The sequence below is a fragment of the Lysobacter sp. A286 genome, from assembly GCF_054052105.1.
On record NZ_JBSVRJ010000001.1, the window covers coordinates 600,675 to 616,573 of the forward strand.

The window sequence follows — 15,899 nt, forward strand, 5'->3', positions numbered from 1 at the left end:
GGCTACGTGCGTGCCGCACGCGGGCGCCCCTCTGTCCTTTTGCCTGAGAGTTTTGGAAGCGCGGTCCGATACCACGGGACTGCTGCGCTTCACGCACCTTCGGCGCCGGATTCAACCGGTCTCTCCAGAGTTGTCACAACCGGTGGTACGGGAGCCTGAGCGATTACGGGCGTTGCGCCTTCGGCAGCGGGCCAAGCCTGCAGGGCATGGGCCGCTTCTCCCACCGGTTGTTTGCAGCTAGTGGTTTGCAGCTACCTCGGGATTATAAGCGGTTGCACGGACGGCCGGGCGCGCTTTCATATGCGCGAGTGCAAAGCCGTACCATGAGGGCCCCTCGAATCCCTGGGATTTCCGTGCGTTCATTGCAATCGGCTGGCGGCTTGCGCCGGCTAACCTTCATCCTGGCCGGACTGTCCATGTTCGGCCCGTTCGCGATCGACACCATCTTCCCCGCGTTCCCGGCGATGGGGGTCGAGTTCGGCGCGGACAAGCTGGCGATGCAGCAGACCATCAGTGTCTACCTGATTGCCTATGCGGTGACCAGCTTGCTGCATGGGCCGCTTTCGGATGCGTTGGGGCGGCGCAAGGTGATCCTGGGGGGCTTGACGATATTCACCCTCGCCTCGGTGGGCTGTGCACTGTCGACCGACCTGACGACGCTTCTGGTGTTCCGTGCGGTGCAGGGATTGTCGGCCGGTGTGGGCCTGATCGTGGGTCGGGCGGTGATTCGCGACGTGCTGCACGGCGATGACGCGCAACGCTTGATGAGCCAGGTATCGATGATCTTTGGCATCGCGCCGGCGATCGCACCGGTCATCGGCGGCTGGATACTGGGCTGGAGCCACTGGTCGGTGATTTTCTGGTTCCTGGTGGTGTTCTCGGTGGTGCTGCTGGGCGTGACCTGGCGGATGCTGCCGGAAACCCATCCGGTCCAGGCACGCTTGCCGATGGTGCCGTCGCGGCTGTGGCGCGACTATCTCGCGATCCTGCTCAACCCCCGCTTCCAGCGACTGGCCGCGTGCGCGGCGCTTAATTTCGCTGCGTTGTTCCTGTTTATCGCCTCCGCGCCGGCGTTCGTGCTCGACTTGTTGCAGCGCCACGGACAACCCATGGATGAAGGGGATTTCGGCTGGTTCTTCATCCCCATGATTGGCGGCATGGTGGCGGGTGCCTATCTGTCCGGGCGAGCCGCGGGCAGGATCAGTGGGGCAAGGTTGGTGGCGATCGGTTTCTCGGTGTCCGGAGTCGCCGTTGCGTTGGGGCTGGGCTACAACCTATGGACCGATACGCCTCAAATGCCCTGGGCGATCATCCCGATCAGCCTCAATGCGTTCGGCATCGCGTTGGTGTTCCCGATCGTGACCCTGGCCATCCTGGACATGTATCCGCGCATGCGCGGCGCAGCCTCGTCACTGCAGGCATTCACCTCGCTGGTGCTGAACGCAGTGATTGCCGGCGTGGTTTCGCCGTGGCTCAGCCATAGCGCGTTGTGGCTGGCGCTGGCGGCAGCGGTGTTGGTATTCACGGGCTGGTTGTTCTGGCTGTGGGAGTCGCTATCGGCGCGGACTGCCGCGGGCAACAGCCATGGCGCGGGCAGGATGCCAAACGAGTCGATCTGACCGGCCGTTGGGCCGGTCAGATGTCACACGACAAAGGCCGGCTTGCGCCGGCCTTTGTCGTTCCTGCTGCCCGGATCGCCGGGTGATGAGTATCGCGACTCAGTTGTCGGTATCGGCCCCGGGTGGCGTGTCGGCGTCGGGTTCGGCTGGCGCTTCCGCCTTCGCTGCGGGCTCGGATCCAGGCGTGGACGCCGCAGCGGCGGCCGCCGTCGCGCTGGGCTGCCAACCGCAGGTACCGCCTTCGTTTTGTTGCTTCAGCCAGCCTTGCAGCGGGGCGAAATATTCCAAAATCGCGGACGCGTCCATCTGCTCGCCACCGGTCAATTCCTTCAGGGTCTGCTGCCACGGCTGGCTGGCGCCCTTGCTCAACATCGCCTGCAGCTTCTCACCCGCCGCCGTGCTGCCGTAGATGCTGCACTCGTGCAGCGGGCCGGTGTAGCCGGCTGCATCGCACAGTGACTTGTAGAACTGGAATTGCAGGACGTGGGCGAGGAAATAGCGCGTGTACGGAGTGTTACCCGGCACATGGTACTTAGCGCCCGGATCGAAGAACTCCTCGCCGCGTTCCTGCACCGGCGCCACGCCCTGATATTTGGCCTTCAGGTCCCACCAGGCCTGGTTGTAGTGGTCCGGCGTGATCGAACCGTCGAAGACGCCCCAGCGCCAACGGTCGATCATCAGCCCGAACGGCAGGAACGCGACCTTGGACAATGCCATGCGCATCTGGGCATTGATCAGTGCCTCCTCGCCCTGCTGTTGGGCATCGACCAGACCGATCGATTCCAGGTACTTCGGTGTCATTGCCAGCACCACGGTGTCGCCAATGGCCTCGTGGAAGCCGTCGTGGGCGCCGGTCTGGAAGATCGGCGGCAAATCGTTGTAGGCCAGGTAGTAATACACGTGGCCCAGCTCGTGGTAGATCGTGGTGAAGTCTTCCTCATTCGGGTGGATGCACATCTTGGTGCGCACATCGCCTTCCATGTTCATGTCCCACGCGCTGGCGTGGCAGACCACGTCGCGGTCGCGTGGCTTGATGAACTGGGCCTTCTCCCAGTAGCTGTCGGGAAGTTTTTGCAGACCCAGCGAGACGTAGAAGTCCTCGGCACGCTTGGTCATCTGTTTCGCCGAGGCGTCCAGTGCATCCTGCTCAAGCTGGGCCAGCGCGGCCGGACTGCGTTCGCCGGTGTACTGGGCGAGCTTCTGGGAGTGGATCTGGCGGTAGCGAGACTCCAGCGACGTGGTGATGTCGAGGCTGCCGGCATTCTCGTAGGGCGCGACGATATCCCACAAGTTGCTCCAGTCCTGCTGCCACATGTTGCCCATCAAGTGCGCGGGCAACATGCCGCCGGCGACCTCGGCCTTGTCAGGGCCGTACTGGGTGGCCATCCGGGTGCGGGTATAGCAGTGCAGTTGCTCGTACAGCGGTTTGACCTGACTCCACAACCGGTCGGTTTCCGCTGCCAGTTCGACCGGACTCATGTCATAGCCCGAACGCCACATCTCGCCGGCATCGGCGAAGCCCATCTCATCGGCGCCCTTGTTCACCAACTCCACGAAACGCACGTAATCCTTGCGCATCGGCTGGGAGATCGTGTGCCAGCCGCGCCACGCGTCGAGTTGGGCGTCGTAATCGCGGCTGTTGCGCAGCACCTCTTCCAGGGCACCGAGTTGGCGACACTGCTTGGCATCGCCTTCGCCGGTGCAGTACTCGCCGGCGCCGTAGATGCCTTCCATCTTGGTTGCGATGCGCGTCAGTTCGGCCAGTTCGACCGGGTCCGACGGTGCCGGCATCGAGGTAGAGAGCTTCAGCAGCTGGATCGCGCGCGCGGTTTCCGGCGACATCTGCTGGCCTTCGAAGCGCTTGGCCTGCTTGATCCAGGCGTTGAGCTGGGTCAGGTAGCGCTCGTTGGACTTGGCCGCCAGCAGTTGGGTGTCGTCGCTTATGTAGGTGGAGGACAGCCACTGCGGCGTGGTCAGCTCGGGGTACATCGCCTTGATCTCGGCATTGACCCGGGCGACGAACTGATCCGCCGTCTCGTCGGCCGGCGCGGCGGCTGTGGTGGCCGGGTGGGTTTCGCCAGGAATGGGGGATTTGTCGCAGCCGGCAAGCCCGAACACGGCCGCAGTAACGCTGATCGCCAGTAGTGCGCGTGCGAGTTTCATCAGGGGAAGCTCCCTTTTGCATGAAGCGCGTGCGTCGCGCCAAACTTCAGAAGGCTAGAGACACCTCAAGCGCCGCGCAAGCGGGCATCAAGATGCGCCGCAAGAGCGGCCAATGCGTTTGGTGCGTCATCCATTGCTGCTGGGGGCGCCGTCGGCAATGCGTGCGGCAGTCCGCTCAGATTGTGATGGCTGACGCAAAATGTCACTTTGCTTTGAGCCGGGGAAAATGCCGCTTCTGCCGCCAGGGGAGATGGCAATAGAGGGGTTTTGCGTTGCAGCGGTCGCCAAGCATGCGTACCGTTTGCGCTTAAAATCCCTTAATTTCCCTTAACGTCTATTAAAATTAGATAACGCGTAGATAAAGCACCACTGTGAAAGCGGGTTTGATAAGCCTGAATCACTGGTTTAGGTAGGGCCGGATGTCACAAAAAATTGATTTGACACCCCGATAGTTAACAGGAAGGGTGACGCTGAGCGGCAGGCTGTGGTCCGGATGCTTGCTTGCGTATTTACCCGGTGCGACTCACCACCCGGGACGACTCACCTGGAGCGACAACGATGAGGAACGGCATGAAAAATACGGCTCGAATCCTGGCTATGACGGCAGCCCTGACGGTTGCGGCATCTGGGTCCGTCTTTGCGCAGAAGCAAGTCGTGATCAGTGGCAGCAACTCGCAGACGGTCAATGTCTCGGGAAGCATCAGCAACGAGGCGCGATCCGGCGCCACCGCCCAGGTCAACATCGGATCAATCAGCGGTAGCAAGGCCAAAGTCGGTAGCAATAGCCAAACGGTTTCGGTGAGTGGTTCGATCCACAACCAGGCCTCGGGCTCCGGCTCCAGGGCCATCATCAACATCGGTTCGGTCAGCGACGAATAACCGCACCTCCACCGCCTCCCATGTCAGGCCCGCCTGGGAGTGGTTTGCCAAAGGGCCAATGGCATGCGTACCCCCCTTTACCCAGAAGATGAGGAAATACCCATGAAGAAGTCATACGTGCTGTTGATCGCCGCCGCTGTATTGATGTCGAGCACCGCCTATGCCGAAGTGAAAATCGGCGGCAACAATACGCAGAAGACCAACGTCAAAGGTGCCATCGCCAACTCCGCGGTGGGTGCCTTGACCACGGCGACCCAAAACGTCTCGTCCAACAAGGGCAACGTCAAGATTGGTGGCAACAACACGCAGACCACCGACGTCATGGGCGCGATCGCCAACAGCGCGGTTGGTGCCGGGTCGAAAGCCGAGCAGAACGTTTCGTCGAACGAAGGCGAATAAACCTTGCTGATCAACGTCGCACGCATCGTGCGTCGATAGATGGCGGGGCGGCCGGCAGTGATGGCTGCCCCGCCCAGTGAGGTTGTAAATGAGGAGCAAATCGCATGAGCATGCTCACAATCAGCATCCGTACCGCCGGGCTGGCGCTGGCACTTACTGTCCTGGCGCCGCTGGCACAGGCGCAGCAGTCGGACGTCACCCCGCGTCGCGGGATCGACCCATGGGACAGGGCCAAGGTCAGCCAGGTCCAGGCCAAGCGTTGGCTCGGTTTTGGCACGCGACAGACCGCTGAGGACACCCAGGTCATCAATAGCGGGCCAGGTGGTGCCAAGACCTGCATCACCAATGTGGGCACCGTCACGCAATCGCCCACCACGGTCGGCAGTTTCACCCCGCGTTATGGCCCCAGCCCACGCGGCCAGCAGCAAGAGCGGGTAGTGGTGGTCAACGGCAGCGTGATCAACGTCTGCAAGTAGACGCCCCCGCCACATCAAGTGCATGTGCGCCGGATCCCGGTCGAGAGCGCTTGGGCGACATTTCCTTTCGACACGGATAAACACGACGGATGACAAAACTACAGGGGCACGCGCGCACGGCGCGCGCGGGAGTAAAAGTGGTGGCGATGGCCGCTGCGGTGACGTTGCTGGCCGGTTGCAGCACGCTGGGCAAGAACGGCCCCCGCAAGCACACCGACTTCTACAACCAGATTGGGGTCGAGAACCAGCCGGTGGTGTGGCCCGTGCGTTCGGTCAGCAACTTCAACGACTCGCTGTCGTGCATGGACCGGATGCTGCGTGACAACCACATCAACCCGGTCACCATTACTTCCAAGACCATTCCGGATGCTTCCGGCAAGGTCTACGTTGCTGCGACGGATATGTTGATCACGTCATTGTCGGAGATGTCGCGACTGAGCAACACGTTCCGTTTTGTCGACTATGAGGTAAATCCGCTCAGCCAGGACACCGTGCAGACGCTCAGCGGTCTGATGTTGCAGAACAACCAGATGATGATTTCGATGCCGCAGCTGTACATATCCGGCGCAATCAGCTTCATGGACCAGAACGTCATGATCGACCGCCGCGGCCTGGGCGCCGCTTCCGAGGATGCTGAAATCGGCTGGTCCCGCGACCTGGCCGGCAGCGTCATGGGGATGGATTTCCACCTCGGCGACTTCATCAGCCGCACCCTGATCCCCGGTATCCATTCGGCGAACGAAATCACCATCGCCAACAAGGGTGCCGGTATTGATGTCGGCGGACGGATCAAGAAGGCCGGCGTGCAGATCGAGATCGGCAGCGATTTCTCGCAGGGCGTTGGCCCCGCCGCGCGGACCTTGATCGACCTGAGCATGATCGAATTGGTCGGCAAGTGGGCTCGAGTGCCGTACTGGCAATGCCTCGCGCTCGACCAGGCCCATCCCGAATTCCAGCGTCAATTGCGTCAGTGGTACCTGGAAATGGACGAAACCCAGCGGGTGGCGTTTTTCCAGCGCGGGCTGCGGGCACAAGGCTATTACACGGTCGACCCGACCCCGCGCCTGATCACTGCAGAGTTGCGCAACGCAATCCAGCGCTTCCAGCTTGATCAAGGGGTGCTGGCATCGGGCCAGCTGAGCTTTGAAACCTATGAGCACCTCGCTCGTGACTACGTCCGCAGCGATGGGGATGGCCACTTCGTGAAGGTCGGGTGGGGCGATACCGGCGTGACCGAGAGCCATTTGCCAGTCGCCTCCCGCAGTGAGCCCAGGAATGGTGCCCCCGTGCTGGGCTCGACCAAGCCGCGTCCGCCGCAGGTCGACATCACCTTGCCGACACCCGGCAACGCGCGTCCGCTGGGCGAGCTGCTTTCGTTCAACATCAGCGTCGACCGGACGGCGTACTTGCAGTGCTACTACCAGGATGCAAAAGGCACGATTGCGCAGATCTACCCCAATCCGTTGCAGCCGTCCGGTGTAATCGAAGGCAATCGCGCGCTGATGGTGCCCGATATTGGTAACCCGCAGAGTTTCGCGATCGAGCTGACGGCACCGGGCACCGAGGAACTGCGCTGCCTGACCAGTCCGCTCGATCCCTCGTCGCTGCTGCCGGCCCAGCTGCAGGCGCCGGTACTGACGCCCATCGACGCGGTATCGCTGGATGCGGTGGAGCAGGCATTCCGGTCGGCGGTCGGGGCCAGGGTTGGCGCGGGCAGCGCGCAATGGTCGGTTACACCATGACCGGGGCGGGCCTGCGATGATCGGTTGGATGATCGCAGGCGATCGGCGTGGCACCCTGCTTTGGGGCGCCGCGTTGCTGATCGGGCTGGTCGCTGTGGTCCATGCGGAGATCGTGCCGGTAACGCCACCGTTGGTGCCCGCAGCTCCGCAAATTCCGGAGTCCCCGGAAACCGCAGTCGGCACCTCGAGCATGGTCTCCACCGCAGGCATGCGGGCGGAGATCGTGCCGCCTCGCCCCAAGCCGGTCGGTGCGGTCCCCACGACGGCCGGGGAAGTACCCACTTCGCCGGACTTGGCGCTCCCCGCGCCGACGCTTACGCCGCCGTCCAGCAGCAATATCGTTTGGCCGTCGAATCCCGCCGGGATCGAACCCGCGAGCGACGATAGCGCGGTCGTGATGGACACTCCGGGGGTGGAGGGTGGCGCCGTGATGCCGATGGAAGCTGCGACGGAAGTCGTGGCGGGATCGGATGATCCATTGCAGCAGGCGCTGGCGGCCTATCGGGGCGATGCGGATCCGCGCAGTTACGCCGAGGCGGCGCGTTGGTTCAAGGTTGCTGCTGACGCAGGTGACCGCCGAGCGGCAATGGCATTCGCCTACCTGCAAGGACTCGGTCTGGGCGTGGCGCGAGATCCGGCCGCCGCGCGGCGCAGCCTGCAGCAGATCAGTGCCGCTGGCGTCGCGCGGGCCGACTACCTGCTCTCGCTGCTGTTTGCTGCCGAGCGACGTCGCGGTGGCGAGAAGCAGCAGGCCGCACTGCGTGAGCGGGCGGCCCGTGGCGGTGATGGCGTCGCTCAAAATGCCATGGGTGTGCACTATCAGTTACAAGGCGACCGCACCACGGCGCAAATGTGGTACCAGCGTGCAGTCGACAATGGCAGCGCGGCTGCCAAGCTCAATCTCGCCAGTCTGGCGCGCGGCGATGAAGCCCGTCGACAAGTCGAGGCCGGTGCCGAGGCGGCCGCCGACGGTGATGCCGAGTCCCTGTACGCGCTGGCACGTCGCTACCATCGCGGCGATGGCGTGCCCGTCGATTATGGCAAGGCCTTGCGGCTGTACCGGGGTGCAGCGGCGCAGGGCAGCAAGCCTGCCTTGCAAATGCTTGGCCTGATCCAGGCGCGTACGCTCCCCGGTGGTGGCTTCGACCCGACCTGGATGCGGCAGTTGGCTTCCGCGGCTGTGGGCCAGTCGGGAGGCAACCTGGTTTCCAACATCACTTCGGCCGCGCAGCCGCGACTCGACGACCCGTTGGCCGGACTTTCCGATCTCGGCCTCTGACTTCCACTGAATATTTTCCCCGCTCAGTGGGCCCCCGACAGGAGCATTCCGTGACCTTCCATAACCAGACCCGCCACAACCAGACCCCCCACAACCACACCGAGGCCAGTCAGATCGCCCGCAGCCGTTCTTGTCTCATGCTCGCGTTTGGCGGACTCCTGTTGGCCTCACTGGCGATGCCGGCACTTGCCCAGAGCGTGGATATCGACGCCGACGGCAACGTCAGGATCGACGCGGGCGACGGTACCGTGGTCCAGGCCGGTGCCGCCGGAACCGAGGTGCGCACGCACGGAGCCACGGTGGAGGCGAGCGGCCAGCAAAACCTGTCTTCGCGCACCGGCAACTATCAAACCGATGGCGACAACACCCAACACACGCATGTCAACGATGGCCAGGTCAGCGTCCAGGGCGATGGCGGCTTGCACGTCATGAGTGCCGGCGGCGGTCGAGCAACCAGCACCGTCAATGGACGGACCACAACGTCGTCTTCGTCTTCGTCCTCGCAGCGCGGTGGGCCGACGAGCTACGCCAATCAGGATCTGGCCGGGAGAGATTTCGCCGGCCGGCGACTGGCGGGCGTGACGTTCGTCAATTCCCACTTGGGTGGCGCCAGCTTCCGTGATGCGATCCTGGTCGAAGCCAACTTCGCCAATGCCAATCTGGATAGCGTCGACTTCCGCGGGGCCAACCTGCAAGACGCCACGCTGACCAATGCAATGCTGTCGGGCGCGCGTTTTGAAGGCGCGACCTGGGTTGACGGCCGTATCTGTGGCAGTGGCTCGGTCGGCGTTTGCCGCTGAGCGAGCCGAGCCGTACGCCCGCTCACCTGCATGGCCATGCCCGGCCGCGGTCTGGGTATCTAGACGATCAGGCGCCGGTGCGGCAGCTCGACCAGCCCGCGTTTGGCCAACCAGTGCCAAGCACTATCGGAGTCGCGTTCAAAATACGCCCGCGCCGAGCCGAGCCTGAAGGTGTAGCCCCACGCGTCCATGTCGGCCAGTATGCGATCGTGGCCGACATCGGGCAGCTCGTCGCCCAGTAACGCCTGCAACACGCAAACCGCATCTTCCTCCTCGATGGAGTCGGTGGCGTCGGTGTGCACGGCAGCGCGACGCTCGGGCGGCAACACGATCAGGTGCGCCGCCTCATGCAGCAACGAGTGCACCGGCGTATCGGCGCGGGCATGGACGGTGGTGCCGATCAGTCCGGCTTCACAGTCGCCCCAATAGCTCCCCGGAATGGGCTCTCCATCGGCAACCTTTGCCAATTGCAGTCCATACCGTGCCAGTAATGCGGCAGGAGCGGCGAAGCCGGTGTCAGCGAGCGTGAGCATAGGATCTTGTCCGAAGTCCTTGTCCGGACAGTGCGTCTTGTTCAGCCGTTGGCGAACGCCCGTGATTCGGCCTTTTCGGGCAGGCAGACCGAGATATCCAACACCTTGTTGTCGCCTTCGCCCATCAGGTCGACCTTGACCGCATCGACGTCGACGTTGACGTACTTCCGGATCACCTCGAGCAGTTCGCGTTGCAGCATCGGCAGGTAGTCGGGTCCGCCACGGGTGGCGCGCTCGTGGGCAACGATGATCCGCAAGCGGTCCTTGGCGACCGAAGCCGTCTGCTTCTTGACCAGCAGGAAATCGAACAAACCCATGTCTATCCTCCGAACATCTTGCTGAAGAAACCCTTTTTCTCGGGGTTCACAAACCGCATTGGACGGGTGTCGCCAAGCAACCTGGCGACGGCATCATCGTAGGCCTGTGCCGCGTCGGTCTCGCTGTCGAGGATGACCGGCTCGCCCTTGTTGGAAGCGTGCAGGACGTCGGTGGACTCGGGGATCACGCCAATTGTCTTCAAGCCCAGGATTTCCTCCACGTCACCGATGCTCAGCATCTCACCGGACTCTACCCGCTTGGGGCTGTAGCGGGTCAGCAGCAGGTGTTCCTTGACCCGCTCGCCGTTCTCGGCGCGGCGGGTCTTGGAGGCCAGCAAGCCAAGGATGCGGTCGGAGTCGCGCACCGAGGAGACTTCCGGGTTGACCACCACGACCGCCTGGTCCGCAAAATACATCGACAGGTAGGCACCTTTCTCGATGCCGGCGGGGGAGTCGCAGACGATGTAGTCGAAGTCGTCTGCAGCCAGATCGTCCAGGACCTTCTGTACGCCTTCAACCGTCAGCGCATCCTTGTCGCGGGTCTGCGAGGCGGCGAGCACGTACAGGTTCTCGAAACGCTTGTCGCGGATCAGCGACTGCTTCAGGGTCGACTCGCCATTGACCACGTTGACGAAGTCGTACACCACGCGTCGCTCGCAACCCATGATCAGGTCCAGGTTGCGCAAGCCGACGTCGAAGTCGATGACGGCCACCTTGTGGCCGCGACGTGCAAGCCCACAGGCGAGGCTGGCGCTGGTGGTGGTTTTGCCCACGCCTCCCTTGCCCGAGGTGACAACGATGATTTCGGCCAAGTTCAAATCCTCCAGTTCATGGGTGCTGCGGGGGAATGCATCGATGTAGCGTCTGCAGCGCCCGGCGAGATGCCGGGCCGGCTGCAACTGCCCGGTTGCCGATTGGGCGCAACGCGACAGCATGCACGGTTTTCGCTCACGGTGTGTCCAGTGCGGCCAGCTGCAATTGCCCGTCCTGCAGCCAAGCCTGGACGGCGCGACCACGCAGCTCCGCCGGAATATCTTCCAGCACCTTGTAGTGGCCGGCGATGGCGATCAGTTCAGCATGGAATTCGCGACAGAAAATGCGTGCCTGTTCATTGCCCTGGGCGCCGGCGAGGGCGCGACCGCGCAACGGGCCATAAATGTGGACGGAGCCGTCGGCAATCACTTCTGCACCAGCACTGACGCCCGTCAGCACGGTGAGGTCGCGGTGATCTGCGTAGACCTGCTGGCCGGAACGAACCAGCGTCGCATGGATCATTCCGGGGCTTGCCTTGCTTGCGGCCGCCTTCGCAGGAGTTGCTGGTTGCGGGGCCGCCTTTTCACGCGGCGGGGCCGTCGCTGGCACCGCGGCCGGTGAAGCTGCGGGTGAGGTCTCGTCCCCGCGCTCGTACTGGGCGCGGAACTTGGCCAGAAGCGGCAGGCCAAGGGCATCCGCCAGCTGCTCGGTATCACTGGAACCATAAGCCAGGGCGACCGGTAGTACCCCTGCTTGGCGCAACCCGTCCATCAGCGCACCCGCGGTGGCCAGGTCGGGCATCTGGCCCAACCCGCCAAAATCGATCACCACGGCCGCGTTCTTGAACAGGTTGGGCGCGCGTTGCACCCGGCTGCGCATTTCCTCGGTCAACCTGGGGACATCCAGCGAGCGTATGCGCAGGTTGGCAATTCCGACCTGGCCGATCTTGAGCTCACCGGCGGGCTCGTAATCCGTCACCGCCGTGCTCAACGGTTGGTCCCGGTCAGTCGTGCCGCCAGGTCTTTGCCGGGCAGCGTGCGTGGGCGAGCCCATGGCAGGCTTGGCAGGTTCTCGCCATAGGCCTGGCGGATCCAGGCGTAGCTGCACAATTGCTTCATCAGCATTGCCGCGCGCAGCCCGGTGCCGTCCATGACGTGTTGCCCGACTTCGCGGAATCCGAAACTGCCGTGGAACAACAGCACCGGATCGCTGGAACCATCCAGAAAGATCTCGCAAGCCATCTGTGGGTAGCGCAATTCCGCATAGCTTTGGGCGTCGGCATAGAACGCCCGGCCGACACCGCCGCCGCGTCGGCGGCTGGCCACTACGATGCGGTCAATGTAGAAGAAATCCGGGTGGCGTTGGCAGAACCAGCGAAAATTGCTGCTGTCATGCGAGGCATGGCTGCCCATTCCGATCAGGAAGCCGGCCAGGGTGCCGTCACGCTCGGCGACACGGAAATACTCGGCCGTTTCGAAGAAATGGCGCAATCGCCCGGCGTCCAGTGGCAGGATCGCAGGTCCGGCAGCGTTGTTGAGGGCAAGGACGGAATCCAGCTCGTGCTCAAGCACGTCGCGGACAACGATCGACATTCCGGGCTCCAGGGGTTGTTACTTAGCGTGGGGTCGCGTTTCCAGGGCCAATTATCGCATGGGTCCCGGCGTGCGGCGAACAGATTTCAATCGACCGATGCGGTCCGGCGCGCATTCAGCATGACTTTCGGCGCCCCCTCATGCCACCCGATGCCGGTAGCATGCGGTGATGCTGAGCCGCCTTAACCACAGCCGACTGTTGCGCTTCGCCGGCCTCCTCACGTGGGGCATGGTCGGGCTATGGCCGATTCAGCTATGGCTGGCTCCGGGCGGGCTGGAATTCCTGCCGGCTGTCAGCGGCCAACCGTTTTATCTGCTGATCGCGCGTTGGGTCGCTTTGTACCTGACTTTCGGCGGCGCGTACTGGTGGCTGACCCGCGACCTGGGGCCGCGCCGCACCGACTACCTGTCCCTTGTCCTGCTGCTGGTGCTGACGATCTGCGCGGTGGGCATCAGCTACCTGTCGCGCACCGGTCTGGGCAGTGTCCTGCTGATGGTGGTGGCTGGACTGCTGCCATGGCTGTTATCGCTGCGGGTGGGAGTGGGTTGGCTGGTCGGGGGCAACCTTGCGATCACGCCGGCGTTTGTTGCGTTGGGCATGCCGGTGCTGGTGGCCTTGATGCAGTCGCTGGCCTATATGGGGTTTTCCAGCCTGGTGTTTGTCACCGCGCTGGTGGCCCGACAACAGGCCCAGGCCCGTGAGGAACAGCGTCAGTTGAATGCCGAGTTGCATGCCACGCGCCTGCTGTTGGCAGAGAGCGCGCGAATCAATGAGCGCACCCGCATCTCCCGTGAGCTGCATGATTTGCTGGGTCACCATCTGACAGCGTTGAGCCTGAACCTGGAAGTTGCCGGCCATCTGACCGATGGCCGGGCGAAGGAGCACGTCGTCCAGGCCCATACCCTGGCTCGCTTGCTGCTGACGGACGTGCGCGAGGCGGTCAGTCATTTGCGGGTGGAGAAGGCGATTGACCTTGCGCTGACGCTGCGCCCGTTGGCCGAGAATATCTTCACTCCGAAGATCCACATGGATATCGAGGAGCCGCTGACCGTTGACGATCCCGAGCGTGCGCACGTGCTGTTGCGTTGCACCCAGGAGATCATTACCAACGCGGTGCGTCATTCGGGTGCCGGTCACCTGTGGATCCATTTGAGGCGCGAAGATGGATGCATCGTGATGACGGCCCGCGACGATGGGCGAGGTGCCAGCCAGGTTGCCATCGGCAACGGACTGCGCGGCATGCGCGAACGCCTCGCCCAGTGCGGGGGTGATTTGACCATTGAAACCCGGCCACAGGCAGGGTTCCGCCTGCATCTTGTGTTGCCGCTGTCGGCAGACGCCGTGGCGGCTACCCGCGAAGGAGTGAATGCATGACCCCCAATCCGATCAAACCCCGTGATCCGGACAACCCGATAACCGTCCTGATCGTCGATGACCAGACCCTGGTTCGCCAGGGAGTGCGATCGCTGCTGGAACTGGCCGAGGGCATCGAGGTGGTTGCCGAGGCTGGCGACGGCAAGCACGCGGTCGAGCTCATACCGCAGGTCCAGCCCGACGTGGTGCTGATGGACATGAGGATGCCGGTGATGTCGGGGCTGGAGGCGCTGCAGGAGCTGGCCCGCCGAGGCCAGCTGCCGCCGACGATCATCCTGACCACGTTTGATGATGACCAGATGGTGCTGGCGGGCATCAAGGCAGGAGCCAAGGGCTACATGCTCAAGGATGTGTCGCTGGAGCAACTGGTTGGCGCGATCCAGACCGTGGCCGGTGGCGGCTCGCTTGTCCAGCCGGCAATGAGCCAGCGCCTGTTGTCGGGGCTGGAACACATGCGCAACGAGTTCGTCAGCCTGGATCGGCCGGATCCGTTGACCGAACGCGAGACGGAAATACTGCGATTGATGGCGGGAGGGTTTTCCAACAAGGAGATCGCCAATTCGCTGGGAGTGGCCGAAGGCACCATCAAAAACCACGTCTCCAACATCCTGTCCAAGTTGGGTGTGCGCGATCGTACGAGAGCGGTGCTGAAGGCATTTGAGCTGCAGTTGGTGTAAATACCGGACAATTTCGTGATTCTTGTGACCTGGCTGGCATGCGACAGACCCGTTTTCCTTGCTAGGATTACGGGTCTGCCCCCCGTCCCATTCCGGGTCTGGCCCTGGAGAGAACCTGTATGACCCGTTTGATCGAATTCCTGATTTCGCTGGCAATCGTGGCCGTGGCGTTTCTCGTCATCGGTTTCTTCCTGCCTTCCACCCGTCACATCCAGCAGTCGGTGGAGACCAATCGCAAGATGACGATTGTCTATGACACCCTCAACAGCTTTGCCCGTTTCGACGATTGGAACGTGCTTCCGCTGCGGGATCCGGCGATGGATATCAAGCTTTCCGGCCCGGAAAGCGGGGTTGGCGCGGAGCTGGACTACAGCTCTGATGCGAAGGGCGTGGGCGACGGCAGCTGGAAGCTGGTGGACAGCCAGCCACGCAAAAGCGTGAGCTTCGAGGTCGTCAACAACGAACCCGGCACCAACAAGCGCACCAGCTACATACTGGAGCCGACCGGACGCAGCAATCGCAACGTCAAGATTACCCAGATCTACGACGTTGATTACGGCATGAACCTGTTTGGTCGCTACGCCGGCATGTATGTCACCAGCGGCATGGGCGACCGCATGAAGATGAGCCTGAACCGGTTCAGCAACATGCTCGCTGCGGTGCCGAACTACGACTATGCGGAGCTCAGCAAGGACAACCCGGAGATGGCTCCGAAGGTGATCGAGCGGCCGGCGGTCAACATGCTGGTAGTCGGTGCGGCCGTGGAGCGCAACAACGAAGTGGTCCAGCGCACGATGAAGAACAACATGCAGTGGATCGAAAAGGTCATGAAGGCCAATAATCTCGAACCCGCTGGTCCGGTGCGCATCATCACCAACGAGTTCGGTGCCGAAACCTACGCGTTCGATGTTGCCCAACCGGTGCGCAAGGCCGGCAGTGGCGCGGACAAGAAGCCGGATGCCGACGAGACGGACGCTGACGGGACCGGAGACGATGCAGGGACGGATGCCGCCGATATCGCCACCGCCAATGCTGCGCCAGGCCCGGTGGTGAAGCTGGACATCAAGCTGGAAGGCCCTGTGACCCATGTGTTCGAGGAGCCCGCCAAGGTGGCCATGGTTCCGTTTGTCGGTCATATGGCCAACATGCCCAAGGTGCGTGATGCCCTGCGCGCCTGGGTAATGACCCGCGGCGACGAAACCGCTGGACGTCCGTACGAGGCCTGGATCAACGGTATCGACAAGGGCTTTACCGAGGAAGGCAAGTTCGAGGTGTACTGGACGCTGCGCTGAGCA

At 63.0% G+C, this 15,899-nt stretch carries 16 protein-coding genes and 2 riboswitches; of the genes, 10 read left to right on the forward strand and 6 right to left on the reverse strand.

From position 1 onward, the window contains the following. Positions 1–26: 26 nt before the first annotated feature. Positions 27–133: riboswitch (glycine riboswitch) on the reverse strand. Beyond that, positions 134–233: riboswitch (glycine riboswitch) on the reverse strand. It abuts the riboswitch before it with no gap. 90 nt (positions 234–323) lie between these two features. Next, positions 324–1,619 (forward strand): multidrug effflux MFS transporter, encoded by a 1,296-nt coding sequence (locus ACW7G0_RS02870; protein ID WP_456987512.1) that lies wholly within the window; start codon positions 324–326, stop codon positions 1,617–1,619. Positions 1,620–1,718: 99 nt separating this feature from the next. Here ACW7G0_RS02870 and ACW7G0_RS02875 read toward each other — a convergent pair whose 3' ends face one another. Beyond that, complete coding sequence (locus ACW7G0_RS02875) at positions 1,719–3,782, reverse strand: M2 family metallopeptidase (RefSeq protein ID WP_456987514.1); 2,064 nt, start codon at positions 3,780–3,782, stop codon at positions 1,719–1,721. Positions 3,783–4,352: 570 nt separating this feature from the next. On the opposite strand from ACW7G0_RS02875, the gene ACW7G0_RS02880 reads away from it, so the two are divergent. The 6 genes from ACW7G0_RS02880 to ACW7G0_RS02905 all read left to right on the forward strand — a co-directional run bounded on the left by ACW7G0_RS02880 (position 4,353) and on the right by ACW7G0_RS02905 (position 9,357). Beyond that, a complete protein-coding gene (locus ACW7G0_RS02880; protein WP_456962098.1) occupies positions 4,353–4,661 on the forward strand; it encodes a hypothetical protein in 309 nt (102 codons plus the stop codon). A 63-nt stretch (positions 4,662–4,724) separates the two neighbouring features. Further along, the gene (locus ACW7G0_RS02885; RefSeq protein WP_456987515.1) at positions 4,725–5,060 is read left to right on the forward strand and encodes a hypothetical protein; all 336 of its coding nucleotides are present in this window, start codon (positions 4,725–4,727) and stop codon (positions 5,058–5,060) included. A 104-nt stretch (positions 5,061–5,164) separates the two neighbouring features. Further along, the gene (locus tag ACW7G0_RS02890) at positions 5,165–5,536 is read left to right on the forward strand and encodes a hypothetical protein (RefSeq protein WP_456962096.1); all 372 of its coding nucleotides are present in this window, start codon (positions 5,165–5,167) and stop codon (positions 5,534–5,536) included. Positions 5,537–5,625: 89 nt separating this feature from the next. Next, positions 5,626–7,278 (forward strand): DUF4384 domain-containing protein, encoded by a 1,653-nt coding sequence (locus tag ACW7G0_RS02895; protein WP_456987517.1) that lies wholly within the window; start codon positions 5,626–5,628, stop codon positions 7,276–7,278. 28 nt (positions 7,279–7,306) lie between these two features. After that, entirely contained in the window at positions 7,307–8,557 is a 1,251-nt protein-coding gene (locus ACW7G0_RS02900) for a hypothetical protein (RefSeq protein ID WP_456987518.1), read from the forward strand. A 50-nt stretch (positions 8,558–8,607) separates the two neighbouring features. Beyond that, complete coding sequence (locus ACW7G0_RS02905) at positions 8,608–9,357, forward strand: pentapeptide repeat-containing protein (RefSeq protein WP_456987519.1); 750 nt, start codon at positions 8,608–8,610, stop codon at positions 9,355–9,357. 59 nt (positions 9,358–9,416) lie between these two features. Here ACW7G0_RS02905 and ACW7G0_RS02910 read toward each other — a convergent pair whose 3' ends face one another. The 5 genes from ACW7G0_RS02910 to ACW7G0_RS02930 all read right to left on the reverse strand — a co-directional run bounded on the left by ACW7G0_RS02910 (position 9,417) and on the right by ACW7G0_RS02930 (position 12,552). Further along, the gene (locus ACW7G0_RS02910) at positions 9,417–9,890 is read right to left on the reverse strand and encodes a hypothetical protein (protein ID WP_456987520.1); all 474 of its coding nucleotides are present in this window, start codon (positions 9,888–9,890) and stop codon (positions 9,417–9,419) included. A 41-nt stretch (positions 9,891–9,931) separates the two neighbouring features. Next, positions 9,932–10,207, reverse strand: a complete 276-nt coding sequence (minE, locus tag ACW7G0_RS02915; RefSeq protein WP_456962091.1) for a cell division topological specificity factor MinE — start codon at positions 10,205–10,207, stop codon at positions 9,932–9,934. 2 nt (positions 10,208–10,209) lie between these two features. Further along, a complete protein-coding gene (gene minD / locus ACW7G0_RS02920) occupies positions 10,210–11,019 on the reverse strand; it encodes a septum site-determining protein MinD (RefSeq protein WP_456987522.1) in 810 nt (269 codons plus the stop codon). Between the two features lie 136 nt (positions 11,020–11,155). Continuing rightward, positions 11,156–11,950, reverse strand: coding sequence for a septum site-determining protein MinC (gene minC / locus ACW7G0_RS02925; RefSeq protein WP_456987524.1), 795 nt, complete (start codon positions 11,948–11,950; stop codon positions 11,156–11,158). Then, the gene (locus ACW7G0_RS02930; protein ID WP_456987526.1) at positions 11,947–12,552 is read right to left on the reverse strand and encodes a GNAT family N-acetyltransferase; all 606 of its coding nucleotides are present in this window, start codon (positions 12,550–12,552) and stop codon (positions 11,947–11,949) included. Before ACW7G0_RS02930 ends, minC begins: the two co-directional genes overlap by 4 nt. Positions 12,553–12,721: 169 nt before the next feature. Here ACW7G0_RS02930 and ACW7G0_RS02935 point away from each other — a divergent pair, with 169 nt between their 5' ends. The 3 genes from ACW7G0_RS02935 to ACW7G0_RS02945 all read left to right on the forward strand — a co-directional run bounded on the left by ACW7G0_RS02935 (position 12,722) and on the right by ACW7G0_RS02945 (position 15,896). Beyond that, a complete protein-coding gene (locus tag ACW7G0_RS02935) occupies positions 12,722–13,927 on the forward strand; it encodes a sensor histidine kinase (RefSeq protein ID WP_456987527.1) in 1,206 nt (401 codons plus the stop codon). Further along, positions 13,924–14,604, forward strand: coding sequence for a response regulator (locus tag ACW7G0_RS02940; RefSeq protein WP_456987528.1), 681 nt, complete (start codon positions 13,924–13,926; stop codon positions 14,602–14,604). The genes ACW7G0_RS02935 and ACW7G0_RS02940 overlap by 4 nt, the downstream gene beginning before the upstream one ends. A gap of 119 nt (positions 14,605–14,723) precedes the next feature. After that, positions 14,724–15,896 (forward strand): polyketide cyclase, encoded by a 1,173-nt coding sequence (locus ACW7G0_RS02945; protein ID WP_456987529.1) that lies wholly within the window; start codon positions 14,724–14,726, stop codon positions 15,894–15,896. Positions 15,897–15,899: the final 3 nt, after the last annotated feature.